19 protein-coding genes are annotated in these 21,964 nt (G+C 48.9%); 14 read left to right on the forward strand and 5 right to left on the reverse strand.

Annotation, left to right across the window (positions count from 1 at the left end; genetic code table 11):
- Positions 1-76: 76 nt before the first annotated feature.
- Together B9A32_RS10920 and B9A32_RS10925 are read right to left on the reverse strand one after the other, a co-directional pair.
- Entirely contained in the window at positions 77-1,495 is a 1,419-nt protein-coding gene (locus tag B9A32_RS10920) for a sensor histidine kinase (RefSeq protein ID WP_084069332.1), read from the reverse strand.
- Positions 1,496-1,558: 63 nt separating this feature from the next.
- Positions 1,559-2,230: a response regulator gene (locus B9A32_RS10925; RefSeq protein WP_084069334.1), complete on the reverse strand. Its 672-nt coding sequence runs from the start codon at positions 2,228-2,230 to the stop codon at positions 1,559-1,561.
- Positions 2,231-2,328: 98 nt separating this feature from the next.
- On the opposite strand from B9A32_RS10925, the gene B9A32_RS10930 reads away from it, so the two are divergent.
- The 9 genes from B9A32_RS10930 (at position 2,329) to B9A32_RS10970 (ending at position 10,565) form a co-directional block, all read left to right on the forward strand.
- Entirely contained in the window at positions 2,329-2,559 is a 231-nt protein-coding gene (locus tag B9A32_RS10930) for a hypothetical protein (protein ID WP_084069336.1), read from the forward strand.
- A gap of 82 nt (positions 2,560-2,641) precedes the next feature.
- Positions 2,642-4,462: an ABC-F family ATP-binding cassette domain-containing protein gene (locus B9A32_RS10935; protein WP_084069338.1), complete on the forward strand. Its 1,821-nt coding sequence runs from the start codon at positions 2,642-2,644 to the stop codon at positions 4,460-4,462.
- 209 nt (positions 4,463-4,671) lie between these two features.
- Positions 4,672-5,142 (forward strand): 30S ribosomal protein S6, encoded by a 471-nt coding sequence (gene rpsF / locus B9A32_RS10940; RefSeq protein ID WP_084069340.1) that lies wholly within the window; start codon positions 4,672-4,674, stop codon positions 5,140-5,142.
- Positions 5,143-5,144: 2 nt separating this feature from the next.
- On the forward strand, positions 5,145-5,396 hold the full coding sequence (rpsR, locus tag B9A32_RS10945) for a 30S ribosomal protein S18 (RefSeq protein WP_084069342.1): 252 nt from the start codon (positions 5,145-5,147) through the stop codon (positions 5,394-5,396).
- Positions 5,397-5,428: 32 nt separating this feature from the next.
- Positions 5,429-6,403, forward strand: coding sequence for a YybS family protein (locus B9A32_RS10950; protein WP_084069344.1), 975 nt, complete (start codon positions 5,429-5,431; stop codon positions 6,401-6,403).
- Between the two features lie 131 nt (positions 6,404-6,534).
- Positions 6,535-6,990 carry a 50S ribosomal protein L9 gene (gene rplI, locus B9A32_RS10955; RefSeq protein WP_084069346.1) on the forward strand — a complete coding sequence of 152 codons (456 nt, stop codon included), beginning with the start codon at positions 6,535-6,537 and terminating at the stop codon, positions 6,988-6,990.
- 172 nt (positions 6,991-7,162) lie between these two features.
- Positions 7,163-8,539, forward strand: coding sequence for a replicative DNA helicase (dnaB, locus tag B9A32_RS10960; RefSeq protein ID WP_084069348.1), 1,377 nt, complete (start codon positions 7,163-7,165; stop codon positions 8,537-8,539).
- Between the two features lie 90 nt (positions 8,540-8,629).
- Positions 8,630-10,258 (forward strand): GTPase HflX, encoded by a 1,629-nt coding sequence (gene hflX / locus B9A32_RS10965; RefSeq protein ID WP_084069349.1) that lies wholly within the window; start codon positions 8,630-8,632, stop codon positions 10,256-10,258.
- An 85-nt stretch (positions 10,259-10,343) separates the two neighbouring features.
- Positions 10,344-10,565 (forward strand): hypothetical protein, encoded by a 222-nt coding sequence (locus tag B9A32_RS10970; protein ID WP_232367126.1) that lies wholly within the window; start codon positions 10,344-10,346, stop codon positions 10,563-10,565.
- A 231-nt stretch (positions 10,566-10,796) separates the two neighbouring features.
- On the opposite strand, the gene B9A32_RS10975 is transcribed toward B9A32_RS10970, so the two are convergent.
- Positions 10,797-12,149: an FAD-binding oxidoreductase gene (locus B9A32_RS10975; RefSeq protein ID WP_332308507.1), complete on the reverse strand. Its 1,353-nt coding sequence runs from the start codon at positions 12,147-12,149 to the stop codon at positions 10,797-10,799.
- 147 nt (positions 12,150-12,296) lie between these two features.
- Positions 12,297-13,706, reverse strand: coding sequence for a chromosomal replication initiator protein DnaA (dnaA, locus tag B9A32_RS10980; protein WP_084069353.1), 1,410 nt, complete (start codon positions 13,704-13,706; stop codon positions 12,297-12,299).
- A 55-nt stretch (positions 13,707-13,761) separates the two neighbouring features.
- Between dnaA and B9A32_RS22370 the strand changes: the two genes are divergently transcribed.
- The 3 genes from B9A32_RS22370 to uvrA all read left to right on the forward strand — a co-directional run bounded on the left by B9A32_RS22370 (position 13,762) and on the right by uvrA (position 18,240).
- Positions 13,762-13,884, forward strand: a complete 123-nt coding sequence (locus B9A32_RS22370) for a hypothetical protein (RefSeq protein WP_269749022.1) — start codon at positions 13,762-13,764, stop codon at positions 13,882-13,884.
- A 460-nt stretch (positions 13,885-14,344) separates the two neighbouring features.
- The gene (gene pdxA, locus B9A32_RS10990) at positions 14,345-15,355 is read left to right on the forward strand and encodes a 4-hydroxythreonine-4-phosphate dehydrogenase PdxA (protein WP_084069356.1); all 1,011 of its coding nucleotides are present in this window, start codon (positions 14,345-14,347) and stop codon (positions 15,353-15,355) included.
- A gap of 65 nt (positions 15,356-15,420) precedes the next feature.
- Entirely contained in the window at positions 15,421-18,240 is a 2,820-nt protein-coding gene (gene uvrA, locus B9A32_RS10995; protein ID WP_084069358.1) for an excinuclease ABC subunit UvrA, read from the forward strand.
- 219 nt (positions 18,241-18,459) lie between these two features.
- Here uvrA and B9A32_RS21695 read toward each other — a convergent pair whose 3' ends face one another.
- The gene (locus tag B9A32_RS21695) at positions 18,460-18,603 is read right to left on the reverse strand and encodes a hypothetical protein (protein ID WP_212637893.1); all 144 of its coding nucleotides are present in this window, start codon (positions 18,601-18,603) and stop codon (positions 18,460-18,462) included.
- Positions 18,604-18,627: 24 nt separating this feature from the next.
- On the opposite strand from B9A32_RS21695, the gene B9A32_RS11000 reads away from it, so the two are divergent.
- Both B9A32_RS11000 and xerD read left to right on the forward strand, forming a co-directional pair.
- Positions 18,628-20,751, forward strand: a complete 2,124-nt coding sequence (locus B9A32_RS11000) for a Tex family protein (protein ID WP_084069359.1) — start codon at positions 18,628-18,630, stop codon at positions 20,749-20,751.
- A 92-nt stretch (positions 20,752-20,843) separates the two neighbouring features.
- On the forward strand, positions 20,844-21,755 hold the full coding sequence (xerD, locus tag B9A32_RS11005; protein WP_139795795.1) for a site-specific tyrosine recombinase XerD: 912 nt from the start codon (positions 20,844-20,846) through the stop codon (positions 21,753-21,755).
- Positions 21,756-21,964: the final 209 nt, after the last annotated feature.

The raw sequence follows: 21,964 nt of genomic DNA on the forward strand, positions 1-21,964 counted from the left end.
GCCGGCATTTTTAGATGAATCTTTTTTCCATAGCTTTACTATAATACACAAAGATGATGATTAAATGACCTGAACATTACCATTTGGTAATGTTTTCTTCATGTAACGGCAAATAAATGGTGAACACACTGCCCCTGCCCGGCACACTTTTCACAGTCACATCTCCCCCATGTCCCCGGGCAAGGGAGCGGGCCAGACTCAAACCAAGACCGGTACCCCGGCAGCTCCGGGAGGCATCTGCCCGGAAAAAACGCTCAAACACCCGGTCCATATTTTCAGTTTCAATGCCAACGCCACTGTCCTCCACAGACAACGCAACCATGCCGTCAACCCCAGGGGCCGCCGTCACCGCCACAGAGCCCCCGGCGTTTGTATACTTTATGGCGTTATCCATTATATTAGACAGACAGCGCTGCATCATTCCCCGGTCCACCTGCACCCGGAACGGTCCCTGCACCATGTTTTTCAAAACCACATTCCCATCTTCGGCCAGGGGATAAAAAAGCTGACACGCCTCTTCCACAAGCTGGGAAAGATCCAGCGATTCCATGGAAAATTCTCCCTGCCCACTGTCCGTTCTGGAAATCACCAGCATTGTATTGATCATGGACAACAGGCGATCTGCCTCCTCAATGGTGGAACCTGCCATGGCCTGGTATTCATCAATGCCCTTGCCATTCACCAATGTCACCTCTGCAAGCCCCCGAATCCGGGTCACCGGCCCTTTTAGATCATGGGCAATATTGTCCCCCATTTCCCGTATACTCGTAACAAGGGTCTCGATGCGATCCAACATGCCGTTAAAGGTGGTGGCCAGCTGATCCAGCTCATCCTGATGACCGGTGACCGGAACCCGCCGGGAGAGACTGTCCCCGGAAATCACAGCCGCCGTACGGGTAACGGCTGCCACGCCCCCCAATGCCTTCCGGGCCATGAACCACCCGGGCACAACAGCAAGCAATACCACCAGGGCCATGGCTGCAACAAAAACACGACCAAAGGCATTGAAGAAACCGGAATATGCTTCCATGGCAAGACCTGTCTGGAGCACCACACCGGACCCCACCAGATGGTACAACACCCTGACAGAATAAGCGCCATCCCCCACAGTAACGGTGTCATACATATTTTTTTTTCTGTTCAGAAGTTCCCCAAGGGTCTTTTGGGAAATGGGTATACGCTCCCAATAGGCCATATAAGAGGATGCAAACACCTCACCATCGGGGTAAAGCAGGCGAAAAAAAACCTTTTTTTCACCGGCTGCCCTGGCCTCCAGGGCCGCAAGCCGCTTAATGCCGGGTAACCCCTGGACCGAAAGCACCGTTGAAAACCGTGCAGCAATGCCTTCAAGCTCCCCGTCCATGTGATTCACAATGGTCCTGGAAACCAACAGATAAAATAACATAAATGACACACAGGAAGAGACAACAAAAATCCCGGCATACCAGAGGGTCAGTCGAAAGGCCAGAGTATGAAACAATCTTGGAAACCGCATTCTTAATTACCTGTCTTTGATATTTTCCCCATATCGGGAAGCAAAGCAGCCCACCTGTAACAATCAAGGCCGCAGCACATACCCCACCCCACGGACCGTATGGATAAGTTTCACATCATACCCCTTATCCACCTTATCCCTGAGCCTGCACACCCTTGCCTCCACCACATTGGTCATGGGGTCAAAATTATAATTCCACACATGCTCAATGATCATGGTCTTTGACACCACCCGCCCCTGATTACGCAAAAGATATTCCAGCAATGAAAACTCCAGGGGTTGGAGATCAACAACGACACCCCCCCTTTTCACCTCCCTGGAGATCAAATTAAGGGAAAGGTCCTCACAGTTTAATACAGTGGTTTCCGTGGTTCCCCCGGCCCGGCGCAAAAGGGCCTGGATGCGCGCCAGCAACTCCGTAAAAGCAAAGGGCTTTGTTAAATAATCATCAGCCCCGGCCTCCAGCCCCCGGACCCGGTCATCCACCTTGTCCCTGGCACTTAAAATAATCACCGGGGTATTGACCTGCATGGACCTTAATTTACCAACCAGAGAAATGCCATCCAGGCCCGGCAACATCACATCCACCAGGAGAAGATCATAATCACCGGATTTTGCCATGAGCAATCCATCAAGTCCGTCCACGGCATGATCTGCCACGTATCCTGCAGCCCCCAGCCCCTTGCTAACAAAATCAACTATTTTATCATCATCTTCAATGAAAAGAATTCTCATTTCAGCTCCATATTCATCATTCAAACCCACTTTACAGAATCATGGATCTATAATATGCTTGTCAGCACTTTTCAACAACCCCGGGGACAAATAATATTATGATGAACAGACCTTGTTTTTGGTGGCCCCTCCAGGGTATTCTCTGCCTTATATCTTTATTTTTTACAGTATTTGGCATTGATCTTCTTGTTGCCACCTATGGATTAAAAGATCCTTTTCACTTTATCATGACCTTTTTTTCAGCTTCCTTTATCATTCTCATCAGCCTTGCCCTTTTTGCAGGGTTTGTGGCCCGAATGATAAAACGATACAAACAACCGGACCACTGAATTTCCCGCACATGGAAACTTTTTAAACAAAACACCATGCCAATGGTACACCCAAACAATTCATAAACAAACCCAGGCGCCCATGACACTTCTTTTCAGCTATCGATCACTCCATAAAACCTATGGAGACACCCCCATATTTGAAGACCTTTCCATGAATATCAAAGCAGGCCAGAGACAAGGCCTCATCGGTGGCAACGGCAGTGGTAAATCCACCCTGCTCAAGCTCATGGCAGGGGAGGACACCCCGGATCAGGGGGATAAATATATAAAACCCCTCACACGAATGGTGTACCTTCCCCAGGAGGATATCCTGGATGGCGCAAAAACCATTGAACAAACCCTGATGGAAGGTCTTTCCCGGGAACCCATGGATGATCCGGAACGATATCGCCGGGTGAAACGGGCCATAGGCATGGGGGGATTCACAGATGAAACCCAGCTGTGTGCACACCTTTCCGGGGGATGGAAAAAACGCCTTGCCATCATAAGGGCTCTGACATTGGAACCAGACCTGCTGCTGCTGGATGAGCCCACCAACCACCTTGATATTGATACCATTCTCTGGCTGGAAGGTATCCTTAAAAATCCCAGGTTCGCCTTTGTGGTGGTGAGCCATGACCGCTGTTTTCTGGAAAATGTATGCTCTGAAATCATGGAACTGGGTCGATGTTATCCAGAAGGTCTTCTTGCCGCATCAGGGGGATATCTTCATTTCCGGGATCACCGGGAAAAATTTCTGGAAGCCCAGGCCCGGCAGGAAGAAGTGCTTTCCAACAAAATGAGGCGGGAGAGCGAATGGCTCAGCCGGGGAGCCAAAGCACGATCCACCAAGGCAAAATACCGCATTGATCAGGCAGAAGTCTTAAGGGCTCAACTTGCCATGGTCAAACGAATGAATAACCGCACCCAGCGGGTGGACATTGATTTTGACAGCACCCGGCGTAAAACCCGTCAACTGCTCACCTGTAAAGGAATCGGAAAATCCATGGAGGGACGGTGCCTGTTCCAGGACATCACCCTGAAATTAACCCCGGGAACCCGGCTGGGCCTCATGGGAAAAAACGGCAGTGGTAAAACCACATTCATGAATATCCTGGAAAACAAATTATCCCCGGACACAGGGGTCCTTAAACGGGTGGACAACCTTAAGGTGGCCGTATTTGATCAGACCCGTTCCAGACTGGACCCGGAAACAACGTTAAAAGATGCATTGTCACCGGCAGGGGATGCTGTGGTTTTTCAGAACAGAAGCATCCACATTGTCTCCTGGGCCAAACGGTTTCTCTTCACCCCGGATCAACTCACCCTGCCCATCAAGCGACTTTCCGGCGGCGAAAAGGCCCGGATACTCATTGCCAATCTCATGGCCCAGCCCGCTGATATCCTTCTTTTGGATGAGCCCACCAACGACCTTGACATTCCTTCTCTGGAAGTTCTTGAAGAAAGTCTTCTGGATTTTCCCGGAGCTGTGGTCATTGTATCCCACGACCGTTTCCTGCTGGACCGGGTCACGGACAACATCCTTTTTTTTGACGGCAAAGGAAAGGCCCGGCTCTTTGCCGATTATCAACAATGCCTCAAAGCGCAGCAGAAAAGCACAAAAAATACCCCAAAAAAACAATCAGACAAATCCCGAAGCACCGCCAAAGGCCAGCGTAAATCTTCTGGATTTTCATATAAGCATCAGTATGAGCTGGACAATATGGAAGAAAACATACTCATGGCTGAATCCGAGATGGAACGCATTCAAAAAGAGGCGGAAACACCAGAAGCGATGAATGATCCAGAAACCCTTGCCACGATTTATACCCAACTGCAAAAAGCCCAGGAAACAGTGGAATCGCTGTATGCAAGGTGGGAAGAGCTGGAAGCGTTAAAATCCCTATCAAAACAAAAATAATATTGACCCCCAAACAATTGAGTGGTATGATTATTGTTTGTATTTAATTATAAAATCCATGAAACACACAAATTGTTATGATTTTATTTTTAATAAATGGCGATCCACCGCCATTATGGAAACAAAACCCAAGAAACCGGGTTGTCCGGTTTCCCATTATTTATCCTTGCTCCGACAAAACGGGGCTGTAATCCGCAAGGAGAGCGTACATGAGAAGGTATGAAACCATCTTTATTGCAGATCCTGATCTTCAGGAAGATGCCAGAAAGAATTTATTTGACAAATACAAGAACCTGCTGGTGCAGGAAAAAGGCATCCTCATTGATTTTGATGACTGGGGAAACAGAAAACTTGCCTATCCCATAAAGAAAAAAGCCCGGGGCCATTATGTCTGCATGACCTATGGTGGCACCGGAGAACTTGTCACAGAGCTTGAACGTAACTTCCGCCTGGACGACAAAATGATGAAATTCATGACTGTCCTTCTGGAAAAAGATGTGACTGCCGATACCCTGGAAGCGGAAATTGCAGCTGCTGCAGAGCCGGAAGAAGTAAAAGAAGAGGCCCCCGAAGCCGCAGAGGATGCCGCAGAAAACACCGAGACAGCAGAGGCTGATACCCCGGCAGAAGCTGACACCCCGGAGACCGAAACCGCTGAAGCTGCACAGGAGGAAAACTAATCATGGCATTCCAGAAAAAAAACACAAAAAAAAGATTTTTCCAGCGTCGTAAAGTGTGCAGATTCTGCGCAGACAGCACCCTTGAGATCAATTATAAAGACGCCAAGGCATTAAGACCGTTTATCACCGAGCGGGGTAAAATCATCCCCCGACGTATCACAGGCACCTGTGCCAAACATCAGAGAAAATTGTCCATTGCCATCAAACAGGCCAGAACCATCGCGTTCCTGCCCTATGTCGGCAAGCTCAGTTAACCTGACAAAGCAACGATACCAAAGCAAATACAATGGATAAGAAACCCCATCCCCAAAATGCCAGAGCTGCCATACTAAAGGATATTCTTACCGGTATATCTATATGCCTGGTGATTGTTTCCATCACCCTTTATGTGCCGTTACTGGGATTTCTAATGGCCATGATGCTTCCAATGCCGGTGCTTTTTTACCGCCTGAAACTGGGAAGAACCATGGGGGCCATCATTGCCACTGCGGTTCTTGGAATCATTGCAACTGCATCGGGGGATCTGTCCATTGACACGCTGTTTTACGGGGGACTGCTGCTCACCGGGTTCATGATAGGCGAATGCATGGAAAGAAATTTTTCCATTGTGGCCACAGGACTTCACACAACTGTGACAACCCTTGGTTTGTGCTTTTTCATTGTTCTGGCCCACACCACCTTCAGTGGAAAGGCCATTCTTCCCATTGTGTCTGCCTATGTCGGGGCGAACCTTGACCTGACCATGGAACTATACAGCAATATGGGAATTCCCCGGGAAAATGTGGCCGTGATTGCCCAGTCCATGGATACCATTCAGTATGTTCTGGTGCGGGTCCTTCCCTCATTGTTTATTTCAATGCTGCTGGTGGTTATCTGGAGCAACATTCTTTTTATTAAGAAGATCCTCATAAAAAAAGGGATACACCTTAAAGCGCTTGCCCAACTGAACCGGTGGAAGGCACCGGAACATCTGGTGTGGCTGGTTATTGCCTTTGGCATTGGGCTTGTTTTGCCCATGAAAACATTTAAAATCATCAGTTTAAATGTTTTGATTTCACTCATGCCGGTGTACTTTTTCCAGGGGATTGCCATTGTCTCTTTCTTTTTTGAAAAAAAAAATTTTCCCAAGGGATTAAAAATTTTTCTATACAGCATCATCGCCCTGCAGCAAATATTCCTGCTGGTGGTGGTGGGACTGGGTTTTTTTGACACGTGGATTAACTTCAGAAAAAATAAAGCTGCAGACGAAACCGTAAAATAGCGCGGCACAAACGGTGCAAAAGAGGACAAAAGCAAACAAATTTCCGGTGACATCCATTCCGGAACAGTTTTTTGTCCACCATAAAAAACAACACGGTCTGACAACAGACTGAACCTTTATCGGAGGTTGAAATGCGAGTAATACTTAAAGAAACAATAGACACGCTGGGCATTGTGGGCACAGAATGCACAGTTGCCCCGGGATATGCAAGAAATTATCTCTTTCCCCAGGGAAAAGCCATTGCTGCCACCCCCCAGAACCGAAAGGTGATTGAACAGGCCCGGGCCAAATTTGATCTTCAAATTGCCAAGGAAAAGAAACTGGCCCAGGAAATGGCAGAAAAGGTCAAAGACATTAAGTGCACCATCAAAGCCAAGGTATTTGAAGAGGTGCGACTTTACGGATCTGTTACCTCCCATGATATCAAAGCTGCCCTGGACGCCCAGGAAGTTTTCATCGAACGTCGCTCCATTCTCCTTGCAGAACCCATCAAGGAAGCCGGTGAATACAAAGTCCCTGTGAGACTTTATAAAGATGTTGAACCGGAAATAACCGTAACGGTTGAACCTGAAGAAAAGACGGACTAAAACATCACCCCTCCCATGGGAGGGGTTTTCATCAGGTTGCTGTGGGTGGGCCGAGATCAAAAACAAGGTCCACCCATGACAGCCATGGGTCAGCCAGATCTATAATACGGTCCACAGGATTTACCGGAGCCTTGTTTAACCACCTTCTAACCCCCCAAAAGATCCCAACAACATGGTAAATCCCAAACAAAAAAACATTGATCCCCTGCTTAACAAAACCCCGCCCCATGATCTTGAAGCAGAGGAATCCCTTCTCAGTGCAGTGCTCATCGACAATGACACCCTTCTGGATGTGGTGGACATCCTCAAGCCCGAAGATTTTTATAAAAAAGCCCATGAAAAGATCTTCCACGCCATCATTGAGCTGTTCAACAGAGATGAACCGGCAGATCTCGTCACCGTGGCCACACGACTCAAGGAAAAGGATGAGCTGGAAGAAATTGGAGGCGCCACATTTCTTGCCGCCATTGCCGATGCAGCCCCCATGGCAATTAATGCCCTTCATTATGCCAGGATCATCCAGGGAAAAGCCTCCCTTCGCACCTTGATCAAAAATGCCACTGCCATTGTGGAGCGATGCATGAAGGATAAGGGGGATGTGGAAGATATCATTGATTTTGCAGAAAATGCCATTTTCAACATCTCAGAAGCCAAATCCAGCAAAAGCTTCAGCAGCCTTGGAGATCTTATCAATCTCAACATTGATATGCTGGAAGAACGCCAGGGCTCCAGTGGCGGCCTTTCCGGACTGAGCACCGGGTATCCCCGGCTGGACCAATTAACCTCGGGCCTGCAGAAATCAGATCTTATCATTCTGGCCGCCCGTCCCAGTATGGGAAAAACAGCCTTTGCCCTGAACCTGGCCCGCAACGTGGCCGTGGAAGAACAAGTGCCGGTGGCGGTTTTTTCATTGGAAATGTCCCGGGAACAGCTGTCCATGCGACTGCTGACTTCAGAGGCCCGCATTGATTCCAACCGCCTGAAAACAGGTTTCATCAGCCAGGAAGACTGGCAAAATGCCACGGATGCAGCAGGAATTTTAAACGAAGTTCCCATCTTCATTGACGATACTCCCAACATAACAGCCATGGAGATCCGGGCCAAAACCCGCCGACTCAAAATGGATAAAGGCCTGGGACTTATTATCATTGACTATCTTCAATTGATGAAAGCCCCCTTTCATTCCGACCGCCGGGACCTTGAAATTGCAGAAATTTCCCGGGGACTCAAGGCCCTGGCCAAGGAGCTGGAAATTCCGGTAATCGCCCTGTCCCAGCTGAACCGAATGCTGGAGCAACGGGCAGAAAAACGGCCCCTCATGTCCGACCTTCGTGAATCAGGTGCCCTGGAACAGGATGCCGACATCATTGCCTTTATTTACAGGGATGAAGTTTACAACAAAGAAGAGAGCAATCCCAACAAAGGTAAGGCGGAAATCATCATATCAAAAAACAGGAACGGTGCCATTGGTACAGCCCACATGGCCTTTATCGGTGCTTACACCCGCTTTGAAGAACTGGCCACCGGTTCCTATGAAAGTTTTGAATAACTGCCATGGCCAGATCTTGTTTTGATCCGGTTCTACCCACAACAAAGTTAAAAACTCTTCATAGATTTGCGGAGTATTTCATAGAAAAACATGAAAAAAATCATCGGAAACACAGCAGGACTCAAATCCACCCAGATAAAACAGCTGGAGAATCTATACCTTTACCGCACAGACCCCGAGTATCTCATATCTGAGGAACAGACCCGGGAGCTGGTGGCCATTTCCCATGACATTGGGCGACAGGTGGGGCTGCTCATTGACCGGGCCGGAAAAACCATATACGTCATTGCCGGTGATGCCCACCGCATTGTAATCCCGGACACCACGGATTACCGGGCACTGCCCGGACAGCTCAAAGGGTTGCGCTGCATCCATACCCATCTGAAAGATGAACCCCTTTCCCGGGATGACCTCACCGATCTTGCACTGCTGCGCCTGGATTTCATGGCCGCCGTCACCGTCACAGATCGGGGAGAGCCTGGAAAAATTTACAGGGGTCACATTCTTCCCCGGGAAGAGGGGCTGCCCTATGAGGTGATGGCCCCGATTTTCTCCCATGAACTTGACATGGACTGCATTGAAATGATCAAGGCACTGGAGTCAGAGCTCAGCCGCCTCAATGCCCTTTATTCTGCAGACAAAGGCAAAGAAAAAGCCCTCTTAATCCATGTCACCACCGGCGCACCAAAGGAGGCCAAAGCCTCCCTGGCAGAACTGAAAGAGCTTTGCCGCTCCAGCGGTGTTCAGGTCATTGACACCGCCATCCAGAGACGACGAAAAGTAGACCCCAAATTTGTGGTGGGCAAGGGTAAACTTGCAGATCTCACCATACAGGCCATACAAAAGCATGCCACCATGCTGGTTTTTGACCGGGAGCTCGGGGCGGCTCAAATTCGATCCATCACCGATTTTGTGGAAATGAAGGTGCTGGACCGCACCCAGATCATCCTGGACATCTTTGCCAAACATGCCAGGAGTCGGGAAGGAAAACTCCAGGTGGAACTGGCCCAGATGCAATATCTTCTGCCCCGGCTCATCACCAAAAACACTGCCATGTCCAGACTCACAGGGGGTATCGGCGGCAGAGGTCCCGGAGAAACAAAACTTGAACTGAATCGAAGACGGGTGAGAGAGCGCATCGCAAAGCTCAACAAGGATCTTTCTAAAATAAGAAAACAGCGCTCCCAGCAGCGGGCCCGGCGCAACCGTAAAGGGGTGCCTGTCATCTCCATTGTGGGGTATACCAACGCCGGCAAATCCACCTTACTGAACAGCCTGACCCAGAGCAATATCACGGCGGCAAACAAGCTGTTTGCCACCCTGGACCCCTCCAGTCGACGGCTGCGGTTTCCCCGGGACGTTGAGGTGATCATCACGGATACTGTGGGATTTATCCAGGATCTCCCGGATGAACTTATGGATGCCTTCCAGGCCACCCTGGAAGAGCTTGAACAGGCAGATATTCTGCTCCATGTGGTGGATGTGAGCAATCCGAGATATAATCAACAGATTCAATCTGTGGAAAAAATTTTAAAAAAACTCTCACTGGAACATCTGCCTGTAATTTTTGTATTTAACAAACAGGATCGCATTGAGATCAACCAGTTTGATAATCCATGGCTGCTCAATCAGGGCATTCTGGTTTCCGCCACCCGTCGGGAAACCTTAAAACCCCTTGTAAGCCGTCTTGAATCCATGGTATATGATTTGATCGCATAAAAAACAAACAAACCGGAATATAGGATGCGGCCCGGATGGTCCAGGACCCCACGGATATGATTCCCGGGAATAACAGGAAAGCTATATGAAATTTAAACGTATTGTGGATGGTATTGTCAATGACATGACACCGGATGACTCACTGGACACCCTGGATTGTTTTGGAGAATTCAGCAAAACAGATAAGGTGTGCACCTGTTATTGCTCAGCCTCCATTCAATGTGCTGTGGAGCACGCCCATAACACCGGTGTTGATCTCTTTGAGGAACTCTTGACGATGAATCATTTTCCTGCACGGATGCAATAACAAAGCACCCCTTACGGTTACATATACAGGTGAACCTTCACACCACAGCCCACGGGCAGAAACCGATGCTATCCGTGCATTCCCGGTGTAAATATCGGGTGGACACTCCGATCCACCCTTTTGGGATTGCTTACTGATAATCTAACATTAATATGCCCCACACTCTCCCAATAATCAAATGCGGAACACCGGCCAAATATTACATTATCAACCCGGGTATCTACTTTCCGTTTAAAAAATTTTTCCGGGATTGAGGATATTGTGAGGATCAAAAAGATGCTTTATCTGTCGCATTAATCCGATCTCCACCGGACCTATTTCCTTTGTAAGATACTTCTTCTTGGTGATCCCCACCCCATGCTCCCCTGTGATGGTTCCCCCCAGTTTCAAGGTATGCTCAAAAAGGGCATCCACCGCCTTTTGGGCCCTGCGGCATTGATCCTCATCTCTCTTATCATACATGATATTACAATGGATATTGCCGTCCCCGGCATGTCCGAAACTGACAATGGTAAGTCCCCACTGCCTCTGAAGCTGCTCAATAAACCCCACCATGTCGGGAATGGCACTGATGGGAACCACAATGTCTTCATTTATCTTATGGGGGGCCAGTTGATATAAAAGTGGAGACAACGCCTTTCTCGCCTTCCAGATGGTGGCAGCCTCCCCGGAATTCCGGGCTGTCGTCACTTTGATGGCTCCCATGGAGAGACACAGGGATTTCAATTGCCGGGTTTCCGTGGCCACCATCTCTTTTTTACCGTCCACTTCAAGGATGAGCAGGGCACAGGTTCCCGGTGCAAGTGCTGAGGCCCCCAAGCTATCTTTCACAAGTTCCAGGGAAGAGCGATCCAGAAATTCCACACATCGCGGTACAATCCCCGTACGAATAATGGCAGACACTGTGCTGGCGGCCTGGTGAATATCAGAAAAACAAGCAGAAAGAGTTTCGATCTTCTCAGGAAGAGGAATCAAACGTAATGTCATCCGAGTCACCACGGCAAGGGTTCCTTCGGAGCCCACGATCAATCGTGTCAGGTCATACCCTGCCACCCCCTTGGCAGTCTGAACACCGGTGTGGATGATTTCCCCCGTGGGCAGCACCGCCTCAAGCCCCAGAACATAATTCCGGGTCACCCCGTATTTCACGGCCCGGGGGCCACCGGCACACTCTGCGATATTCCCTCCCAGGGTACAAAAAGAGGAACTTGCCGGATCAGGGGGATAAAAAAGTCCTTTTTTTTCCACAGCCCTGTGGAAATCCCCTGTGATGACACCGGGCTCCACACTGGCTGTAAAATTTTCTTCATCAATGTCATGTATGGCATTCATGCGCCCCATGGAAAGCACGATGCCTCCCTCAAGGGGGAGGCTTCCACCGGTCATACCCGACCCGTTTCCCCGGGGAATTACAGAAATTTTTTGTTCACAGGCAAACTTGAATATCCGGGATACCTGTGAGGTGGTGGAGGGAAACACCACAACATCCGGCAGATAAGATCGGCCTGTGGCATCATAGGAGTGGCAATACCGTTCTTCTGCCCCTTGTTCCATTGCCCGGGCACCCACAATTTTTTCCAACACGGATAGGTGCGCATTCCCCATTCTCATATTTTACCTCACAAAAAAATGAAAGTGTAAAAAGTCAACACTTGAAATTTTGAATAAATTTTAATTTAAAAATGTCGCTGTAGAGTCAGGGGAGTCATTTCGCTTATTTTACGGCAATAGCTAAGCTTTGGCAGTTTCAATTTTCTTGTACAGATAATTCATCTGCTCCACATAACTACCCTGCTTTTTCATGGCTTTTTCCACGGCATTAATGGAGTAAATGGCCGTTGCATGGTAACGGTTAAAGCTTCTGCCAATTTTTTTAAGGGGCTGATCTGTGTATTTGCGGGCCAGATAAATGGCAATTTGCCTTGGTTGAACATATTTTCGTTTTCTGGAGGCAGAAACAAGATCGGCCTCTGCAACACTGAACTCCTTGCAAACCAAGCTTTTTATAGTATCAACAGTAATCTGTTTTTTACTTCTTGAAATATTGGAAAGAACGCTCCTTGCAAGATCTATATCAATTTTTTCACCCAAAAGAGATGCCTTGGCCGTTACACCGGACAGCCCGCTTTCCAACTGCCGTACATTGTCACACAGCTCCTGGGCAAGGTAGTCAAGAACCTCACCCGGCATGGGGGTATTGCCCATACCGGCCTTTTTTCTCAAAATTTTCACCCGGGTTTTAAAATCAGGGGTTTCAATTCTGGTAACCAGCCCAAGGCTCAGACGGGATTTCAGCTGCTCGTTCATTTTGGGAATGTCTCCGGGGAGATAACACCCGCTGAAAATAAGTTTTTTTTCCGCGTCCAGAAGATAGTCCAATGTCATGGCAAGCTCATTCTGGGTGGCACTTTTCCCGGACAGAAAATGGACATCTTCAAGGATCAGCACATCACACCGGGTTCTGTATTTTTCCTTAAAACTGTTGATGCGGTTATTTTTCAACGCAGATACCATCTCATTGGTGAAATCTTCGGCTGTCACGTAAAACACCTTATCTGTCACCCCCCGGTTGATGGCATGATGTCCCACAGCCTGGGACAAATGGCTTTTACCAAGCCCGGTATCAGACACAAGATAAAGGGCACCATTGCCGTTGGCACCCCCCTGGGCAAGGGAGAGGGAGGCAGAATAGGCAAAATCACTGTTTGAGCCCACCACAAATTTATCAAAGGTATAGGATTTTTTCAACAACCGCCCCGTGTCAAAGGGGTTTCCCAATCCAGGCAGGGACAACTGGCGGGGAAGGCGGGGTCGGGCAGCGGGAATTGAAGGCAGATCCAATGGCTGGGGAGTGGATTTTTTTGTTTTTCTCCCCTTTTCCACACTTTGGCGTGATGTTTTTGAATCGTGGACCTGAAGATGTATCACCGCATCCTCTATTCCCAGACCCTGAAATTCTTTTTCAAGACCTGCAAGGTAATGCTCCTTGATACGCCGCCTGGAAAAGGTATTGGGGCATGACAAGGTGATAATATTTTCCTGGGCAGCAACAAATTCAATGGGTCCCAACCACATCCGGTAGCTGTGGTCCGGCAAAAAATCCTTCATTTTCAATTTAACTTTTTTCCAAAAAGACTCCATAGAACTCCAATGACCGTCCCGGCAATGTTATGATTAAATATTTTAAGGTTAATGAATGGAGAAATTTCAAGGATTGAATTTGACCAATGAGAATATTTCTGACTGGTTAGAACACCATTCCATTCTTTTTGATATGATCATCCTCTATTATGCCATTGCAGATCCGCAGTCAAAGTGAATGGTTCTTTATTCAATGAATTTGCCGCTTATTTACCCACACATAGGCTAACACATTGTTTTAAAAAAGAATAAAAGCGTGAAACATTCAATAAACCCAAAATACAGGGGATACTATAAGGGGTTATTATTTCATGAGATTTCCCCCATATTCACCCGGCACGCCCACCCTTATAATTTTCAAATACTCCTTAAATCTGTGAATATCGGTTATTTCCTTTCTTTTCCTACAAGACAGGGCAAAACAATTAACCAGGCTGTCATTGCAGGGGTTTCACAGGTTTGATTTTTTTCAAAAGCACAAGTAACCCATGTAACTATATTTTTTATTTACACTTTCACAGTCCAGTAGTATGTTTAATGCCATAATTCAATTTTCATGGGTTACTTTAACACCCGCCAAGTCCAAAACCAACCAAAGTTAAACAACCCCTTAAATATGTTAAGGAAATTAACTTCTTATGAATAAAGAAAAGCCTGTCATCGGCATCACCATGGGAGATCCCGTGGGCATTGGACCTGAAATCATTGTGGGGGCTCTGGAACACTCAGATCTGTCAAAGATCTGTACTCCTGTGGTTCTGGGGGATAATGAGATGATGACAAAAGCCATTGAGTTCACCCAAAGTCCCCTGAAACTCAATTTAATTAAAACACCACAGCAGGCCATGCCCTCACCGGGCATCATAAACCTGATTGCCCTGTCTCAACTTCCGGTGGAAACCCTGGCACCGGGCCGCCCCACAGCAACAACAGGGAAGGCCATGATAGACTACATCGACACCGCTGTTGAAATGGCCCAAAAAAACACCATCCATGCCATGGTGACCTGTCCCATCACCAAAACCGCCATGAAACTTGCCGGCTCACGTTTCCATGGACACACGGAACTCATTGCCCATGCCACAAAGACCACCAACTATGCCATGATGCTGGCCGGAGAAACATTAAAGGTGGTTCTGGTCACCATCCATGTGCCTTTGTCCCGGGTGAGCGACCTTTTGAGTGTGGAAAATATCCTTAAAACCATCCGTATCACAGCACACTCTTTAAAACAAAGATTCGGCATTGCCCACCCTGCCGTGGCCGTGGCCGGTCTCAATCCCCATGCCGGGGAAGATTCGCTGTTTGGCCCGGAAGAAAGGGATCTGATCACCCCGGCCATGGATCTGGCCCGAAAAGAGGGTATCAATGTCAGTGGCCCCCATCCCCCGGACACCCTGTTTTTCCATGCAGCCCAGGGAAAATATCATGGTGTGGTGTGCATGTACCATGACCAGGGCCTGATTCCCTTTAAAATGATTCACTTCCATGACGGTGTCAACACCACCCTGGGACTTCCCATCATCAGAACTTCCGTGGACCATGGCACCGCCTATGACATTGCCTGGCAGGGTATTGCTGGCCATGAAAGCCTGATCCAGGCCATCAAAATGGCAGCACTGCAGGCCAAAAACCGCTGCGGAACATGATGTTACAGACCTGGTTTCCAAACCCATAACCCAACCCGGCTCTTTCAATCTGGACCCCATCAACCATGAACTCTAAAAACATTATTATTAAAGGTGCAAGGGAACATAATCTTAAAAACATTAACCTGACAATCCCCAAAAACAAACTTGTCACCATCACAGGACTTTCAGGGTCCGGGAAATCCACCCTGGCCTTTGACACCCTCTACGCCGAAGGACAGCGACGGTATGTGGAATCTTTGTCCACCTATGCCAGACAATTTCTGGGGCAAATGGAAAAGCCTGATGTGGATTTCATTGAAGGACTTTCCCCTGCCATTTCCATAGAGCAGAAAAGTGCCGGTCACAACCCCCGATCCACCGTGGGAACGGTCACGGAAATATATGACTATCTGCGACTTCTCTATGCCCGGGTGGGAAAGCCCCATTGTCATCAATGCGGCAGCCCCATATCTTCCATGAGCATTGATCAGATTGTTGACAAGGTGCTTACCACACCCCAAGGAAGCAAAATTATACTTCTTGCCCCCGTGATATCCAATCAAAAGGGCACCCATGGAAAACTCCTTGAAAAATTAAAAAAAGAGGGCTTTGCAAGGATCAGGATTGACGGAGAGATCTATGCCACAGATGATCTGCCGCCCCTTAAAAAAAACATCACCCATGATATGGATGTGGTGGTGGATCGCCTTGTGATAAAACCGGGCATGGAAAAACGACTGACCGATTCCATGGAGCTGGCACTGACATGGGGAAACGGGGTGGTGAAAGTGCAGGATCTGTCCCAAAATATGGAAACCCTTTTCAGTGAAAATGCCTCCTGCATCACCTGCGGCATCAGCTATGGAGAGTTCACCCCGGCAAGTTTTTCCTTTAATTCCCCCCAGGGCGCCTGCGCCAAATGCGATGGGCTGGGGGCCGTCACACAGTTTGACCCGGATCTCATTGTCCCCAACAAAGAACTGTCCCTGCGGGAGGGGGCCGTGGCCCCCTGGACCGGCAGAGACTCGGTGCAGTTTGCCGAATTTCTGGATGCCCTTACCGGCTTTTACGGGGAAGATATTTACACCTCTTTTTCAAAATTATCCGCAAAATTTAAAAAAGCACTGCTCCAGGGCTCTGGACGCACTGAAATCCCATTTTACTTTGAAAAAGAGGGACGCCGGATTATTTACAAAAAAAAATTTGAAGGCATCATTCCCAATCTCAAACGCCGATACCATGAAACCGACTCCCACAGTGCCAGGGAAGAGATCAAGGCCTACATGAACTTTACCACCTGCCCCAAATGCAAGGGCAGTCGGCTTAACAACGCATCCAGTGCCGTGAAGGTGGCTGACATGGCCATCAGTGATATTACGGCCCTGTCCGTGGAAAAAGCAATGGCCTTTATCAAAGAGGTATCCCTTCCGGGAAAGGATCAGATAATTGCCCAACATATCACCCGGGAAATCTGTCAACGGCTGGAATTTTTAAAAAACGTGGGCCTTAACTATCTCACCCTGGACAGAGCCGCCACAACCCTGTCCGGCGGGGAAAGCCAGCGCATCCGCCTGGCCACCCAGATCGGTTCCAAACTCACCGGGGTTCTTTATGTGCTGGATGAACCCAGCATCGGCCTTCACCAGCGGGACAACCAACGCCTTCTGGACACCCTTTTAAATCTGAGAGACATCGGTAACAGCGTGCTTGTGGTGGAGCATGATGAGGAGACCATGCTCACCTCAGACCACATCATCGACATGGGGCCGGGGGCAGGAATTAATGGGGGACATGTGGTTTTTTCCGGCACCCCGGAGCAGCTGCTGGCTGACCCAGAATCTCTGACAGGGGCCTATCTATCTGGAGCAAAAGCCGTTAAAATTCCGAAAAAAAGGCGCCGGGGAAGTGGTCATTCCCTGGTGATCAAAGGCGCAGCCACCAATAACCTCAAGGATATTGATGTGAATTTTCCATTGGGGTGTCTCACCTGTGTCACCGGAGTATCGGGTTCCGGAAAATCCACCCTGGTTCTCACCACTCTGTTTCGACTACTGTCCAATCGGCTTTACAACTCCCGGCTGCCGGCGGGGATTCACACAGGGGTTGAGGGGCTTAACCATCTGGATAAAGTGATCCACATTGACCAGTCCCCCATTGGCAGAACCCCCCGGAGCAATCCCGGAACCTACACCGGTATTTTCACCCATATCCGGGAACTTTTTGCAAAAACTCCAGATGCCAGGGCCATGGGCTACAAGCCCGGTCGATTCAGCTTTAATGTCAAGGGGGGACGGTGTGAGGCGTGCACCGGGGACGGGATTATCAAAATTGAAATGCATTTTCTTCCAGATGTTTATGTTTCCTGTGATGTTTGCAAGGGGCAGCGCTACAACAGAGAAACCCTTGAAATCAAATACCGGGGCAAAAACATTGCCCAGGTCATGGACATGACCGTTAATCAATCCCTTAAATTTTTTGATAAAATCGCTGCCATTAAAACAAAGCTCCAGACCCTTGTGGATGTGGGTCTGGGATATATTAAAATCGGCCAGGCCGCCACCACCCTGTCCGGCGGAGAGGCCCAGCGCATTAAACTTGCCAGGGAATTGAGCAAAAAAAACACCGGCCGCACCATTTATATTCTGGATGAACCCACCACAGGGCTTCACACCGATGATATCAACCGCCTCTTGTCGGTATTAAGTAAGCTTGTGGACTATGGCAACACCGTTGTGGTCATTGAGCATAATCTGGATGTCATTAAATATGCAGATCATGTCATTGATCTGGGGCCGGAGGGGGGTGATGGCGGGGGCACCATTGTGGCCTGTGGCACCCCGGAAGAGGTGGCCCAGGAAACCGCCTCCCACACCGGACGATTTCTGGCCGCAATATTAAATTAACGCCATGGGCAGACCATATTGGGATTTGACCTGCCACAACGAAAAATGAAACCCTAATTATTACGCTGCTTTGGACGGAGTTTCATATAAAACGGGCATATCCTGTGGGACACAACAAATATAGGGTCGTAGACGCGGAGCCAAATGGTATTATACCGCCGCCCCCCCGACGGGCAATGGGCCCGGACCGGAACTGTAGACAGCTCAATTGTCCGGTTCCTATTGCCCGTCGGGGGGGCGGCTCTGCTGAGGTTGCCCGGAAATTTTATTTTCTAATATAACCGCCACGGGCGGACCGCATTCTGACCTCGCTCCGCCCACAACAAAGTTAGAAATACACCCCTGATTTGCGGAGTATTTCATATAAAAAAAAGGAACTGCGACATTATGTTTATAAGTGTCAGCCAGGAAACCGGTTTTAAAAAAGATCAGGTGGCTGCCGTGGCAGCGCTCATGGAACAGGGCGGAACCATTCCGTTCATCGCCAGATATAGAAAGGAACAGACCGGGTCCCTTGATGAGGTGGCCATCACCGCCATCAGAGATGCATTGGCCCGATTGAAAGCCTTGGAAGATAGAAAGCAGACCATTCTTACCTCCCTTGAAACCCGGCAATTGATCACACCGGAATTAAAAGAGGCCATAAAAAATTCTGCCACATCCACACAACTGGAAGACATTTACCAGCAATACCGCCCCAAGAAAAGAACCCGTGCTCTCATGGCAAGAGAAAAGGGACTCATGCCTTTGGCCCAATTTCTCCTGTCCCACCGGAAAGGGGACCCGCTTGTCCAGGCCAGGACGTATGTGGACCCGGAAAAAGGCGTCAACTCTCTGGAAGAGGCCCTGGCCGGGGCCCGGGACATTGTGGCAGAAACCATCAATGAAGCCGTTGATGTAAGAAGAGAGATGCGCCGTCTTTTCCTCACAGATGCCACACTCACCACCACTGTTAAAAAGGATAAAGAGGCCCAGGGCATCAAATATAAGGATTACTTTGAATGGTCCGAACCCGGGGTAAAAGCGCCGTCCCACCGCATTCTGGCCATGCTCCGGGGGGAAAAAGAAGGCATCCTCACCCTCCATGCCCTTCCCCGGGAAGAAAAAGCCCTTTTAATCATAAAAAAACATTTTTTCATGCCCGGAGTTGACTCTTCAGGGCAGATGCAGCTTGCCATGGAGGACAGTTACAAACGCCTGTTGGGAAAGGCCATGGAAAATGAAACCTTAAAAGCATTGAAACAACGGGCCGATGAAATTGCCATCAAGGTATTTGCAGACAACTTTAAGCATCTTTTGCTCTCTTCCCCCCTGGGTCAGAAAGCGGTGCTGGCCATTGACCCAGGGTTCAGGACCGGGTGTAAAATGGTGAGCCTGGACCCCCAGGGCAATCTCATTGACCACACGGTGATTTTTCCACTGGGATCCGGGGCAACAAAGGCCGGAGAGATCATAAAAAAATGGATTAAAACCCATAAAGTTGAAGCCATAGCCATTGGCAACGGCACCGCTGGCCGGGAGACCGAAGCCTTTGTTTCCACCCTTGATCTTCCCCGGAACATCCCTGTGGTTCTGGTGGATGAAAGCGGGGCCTCCATCTACTCGGCATCCCCCATTGCAAGGGAGGAATTTCCAGACCATGATCTCACCGTGCGGGGGGCCGTGTCAATTGGCAGGAGACTCATGGACCCCCTGGCGGAGCTGGTGAAGCTTGATCCCCGATCCATTGGCGTGGGACAGTATCAGCACGATGTGGATCAAAAACAATTAAACCAATGCCTGGACGATGTGGTGATCAACACGGTGAATCAGGTGGGGGTGGATGTAAACACCGCAAGCAAAGAACTTCTGGGCCGGGTGGCCGGATTAAACAAAACCATTGCGGCTAACATTGTAAGGTACCGCAAAGAAAACGGCCCCTTTAAAACCCGAAAGCAATTGTTAAAGGTTCCCCGTCTGGGGCCCCGGGCCTTTGAACAATGCGCCGGTTTTCTGCGCATCCCCCGGGGCAAAAATCCCCTGGATGCCAGTGGCATTCATCCGGAAAGCTATAAAATTGTGGAAAAAATGGCCCGGGATCTGGGGGTAACCGTGCAGGAACTTGTGGGCAACAACGCCTTGGTGGCATCCATGAATTTAAGAAAATATGTGACCACGGACATGGGCATGCCCACCCTTAAAGACATTGCAAAGGAGCTGGTGCGACCGGGCCGGGACCCCAGAGAACAATTTGTTCCATTTGCCTTTTCAGAGGATATCCATGAGATCAAGGACCTTGTACCGGGTATGAAAATCCCGGGCATCATCACCAATGTCACGGCATTCGGGGCCTTTGTGGACATTGGGGTGCACCAGGACGGTCTTATCCATGTATCCCAGATGGCAGATCGGTTTGTAAAAAACCCGGCTGACATTGTCAGTGTGCACCAGAAGGTGAAGGTCACCGTACTGGAAGTGGATGTTCCCCGGAAACGAATCTCCCTGTCCCTTAAAGAAAAAAAGCCTTCATAATGACTCTGCTCCATGCCCCACAGGACTTTATGTTCTATTCTGACAAGAAACAAGTGATGCACCCGTAAAAAGCTATCTGTATTGAACATGCAATGCAATGGATCACCACCATGAATATAGACACCACCATAGACACCTATATCAAACACCTGGATCTGGAACGGGGGCTGGCTGACAACACCTTGGAATCCTATGGGGCTGACCTGTCCGGATTTGCCGATTTCCTGGCAAAAAACAGCATCATCAAGATCCAGGATATTGACACCACCGTGCTTTTGGCCTGGATCGTGGATTTGAAAAAAACAGGATTGTCCGCCCCCTCCCGGGCCCGCCACCTCATTTCCGTAAGGGGGCTTTTTAAATTTCTCATCCGGGAAAACAGCATCACCGTCAACCCCACAGACCAGATGAACCTCCCCAAAACCGGCAGGCAGCTGCCCCATGTTCTGGGTTTTGACCAGATAAAAACACTTCTTGATCTGCCGGACCGTTCAAAACCCCGGGAACTTCGCAATGCAGCCATGCTGGAAATTCTCTATGGTGCAGGCCTCCGGGTGACAGAACTCATTAATATGAAGGTGCAGGACATTAATTTTAATGCCTGTTTTGTAAAAGTATTTGGAAAAGGGTCCCGGGAACGGGTGGTTCCCATTGGTTCCCATGCCCGGGAAAGAGCCCTGGAATGGCTGGAGCGGGGACGTCCCTTGCTTTTAAAAAATGATACCAGCCGCTACCTTTTTGTGGCAAGGGCAGGAAAGCCCATGACCCGCCAGGGGTTCTGGAAAATCATAAAAAAATATGCCCGCCTTGCCGGCATTCCCACCAACGTGTACCCCCATACCTTCCGCCATGCCTTTGCCACCCATCTTTTAGAAGGGGGCGCTGACCTAAGATCTGTGCAGACCATGCTGGGTCACTCGGACATCTCCACCACCCAAATCTACACCCATGTATCCAGTACCTACCTCACTGAAATGCATAAAAAATGCCACCCCCGGGGGTAACTGATTTTCTGATGGGGTCGGACCACCGTAACGCATTGATATCAAAATATTAAACTTATTTTTTTGGCCGTTTTTACGTCTCAAACGGCCATTTTTACCCCCAAAATTGATGGTTTAAGAACGGCTTAAAATTTCTGAAAATTTTTAGAATGGCACGGGCAAAAAGACATTATTTACAAGGAGATGTCTGGCACATTACTCATGTCTCA

Origin of the sequence: Desulfocicer vacuolatum DSM 3385, from assembly GCF_900176365.1 — a bacterium.
Lineage (GTDB): Bacteria > Desulfobacterota > Desulfobacteria > Desulfobacterales > Desulfobacteraceae > Desulfocicer > Desulfocicer vacuolatum.

Coding starts and splice junctions, on each gene's coding strand:
- B9A32_RS10920 (WP_084069332.1), bottom strand. CDS start 1,495: ATGCGGTTTCCAAGATTGTTTCATACTCTGGCCTTTCGACTGACCCTC.
- B9A32_RS10925 (WP_084069334.1), bottom strand. CDS start 2,230: ATGAGAATTCTTTTCATTGAAGATGATGATAAAATAGTTGATTTTGTT.
- B9A32_RS10930 (WP_084069336.1), top strand. CDS start 2,329: ATGATGAACAGACCTTGTTTTTGGTGGCCCCTCCAGGGTATTCTCTGC.
- B9A32_RS10935 (WP_084069338.1), top strand. CDS start 2,642: ATGACACTTCTTTTCAGCTATCGATCACTCCATAAAACCTATGGAGAC.
- rpsF (WP_084069340.1), top strand. CDS start 4,672: ATGAGAAGGTATGAAACCATCTTTATTGCAGATCCTGATCTTCAGGAA.
- rpsR (WP_084069342.1), top strand. CDS start 5,145: ATGGCATTCCAGAAAAAAAACACAAAAAAAAGATTTTTCCAGCGTCGT.
- B9A32_RS10950 (WP_084069344.1), top strand. CDS start 5,429: ATGGATAAGAAACCCCATCCCCAAAATGCCAGAGCTGCCATACTAAAG.
- rplI (WP_084069346.1), top strand. CDS start 6,535: ATGCGAGTAATACTTAAAGAAACAATAGACACGCTGGGCATTGTGGGC.
- dnaB (WP_084069348.1), top strand. CDS start 7,163: ATGGTAAATCCCAAACAAAAAAACATTGATCCCCTGCTTAACAAAACC.
- hflX (WP_084069349.1), top strand. CDS start 8,630: ATGAAAAAAATCATCGGAAACACAGCAGGACTCAAATCCACCCAGATA.
- B9A32_RS10970 (WP_232367126.1), top strand. CDS start 10,344: ATGAAATTTAAACGTATTGTGGATGGTATTGTCAATGACATGACACCG.
- dnaA (WP_084069353.1), bottom strand. CDS start 13,706: ATGGAGTCTTTTTGGAAAAAAGTTAAATTGAAAATGAAGGATTTTTTG.
- B9A32_RS22370 (WP_269749022.1), top strand. CDS start 13,762: ATGGAGAAATTTCAAGGATTGAATTTGACCAATGAGAATATTTCTGAC.
- pdxA (WP_084069356.1), top strand. CDS start 14,345: ATGAATAAAGAAAAGCCTGTCATCGGCATCACCATGGGAGATCCCGTG.
- uvrA (WP_084069358.1), top strand. CDS start 15,421: ATGAACTCTAAAAACATTATTATTAAAGGTGCAAGGGAACATAATCTT.
- B9A32_RS21695 (WP_212637893.1), bottom strand. CDS start 18,603: ATGAAATACTCCGCAAATCAGGGGTGTATTTCTAACTTTGTTGTGGGC.
- B9A32_RS11000 (WP_084069359.1), top strand. CDS start 18,628: ATGTTTATAAGTGTCAGCCAGGAAACCGGTTTTAAAAAAGATCAGGTG.
- xerD (WP_139795795.1), top strand. CDS start 20,844: ATGCAATGGATCACCACCATGAATATAGACACCACCATAGACACCTAT.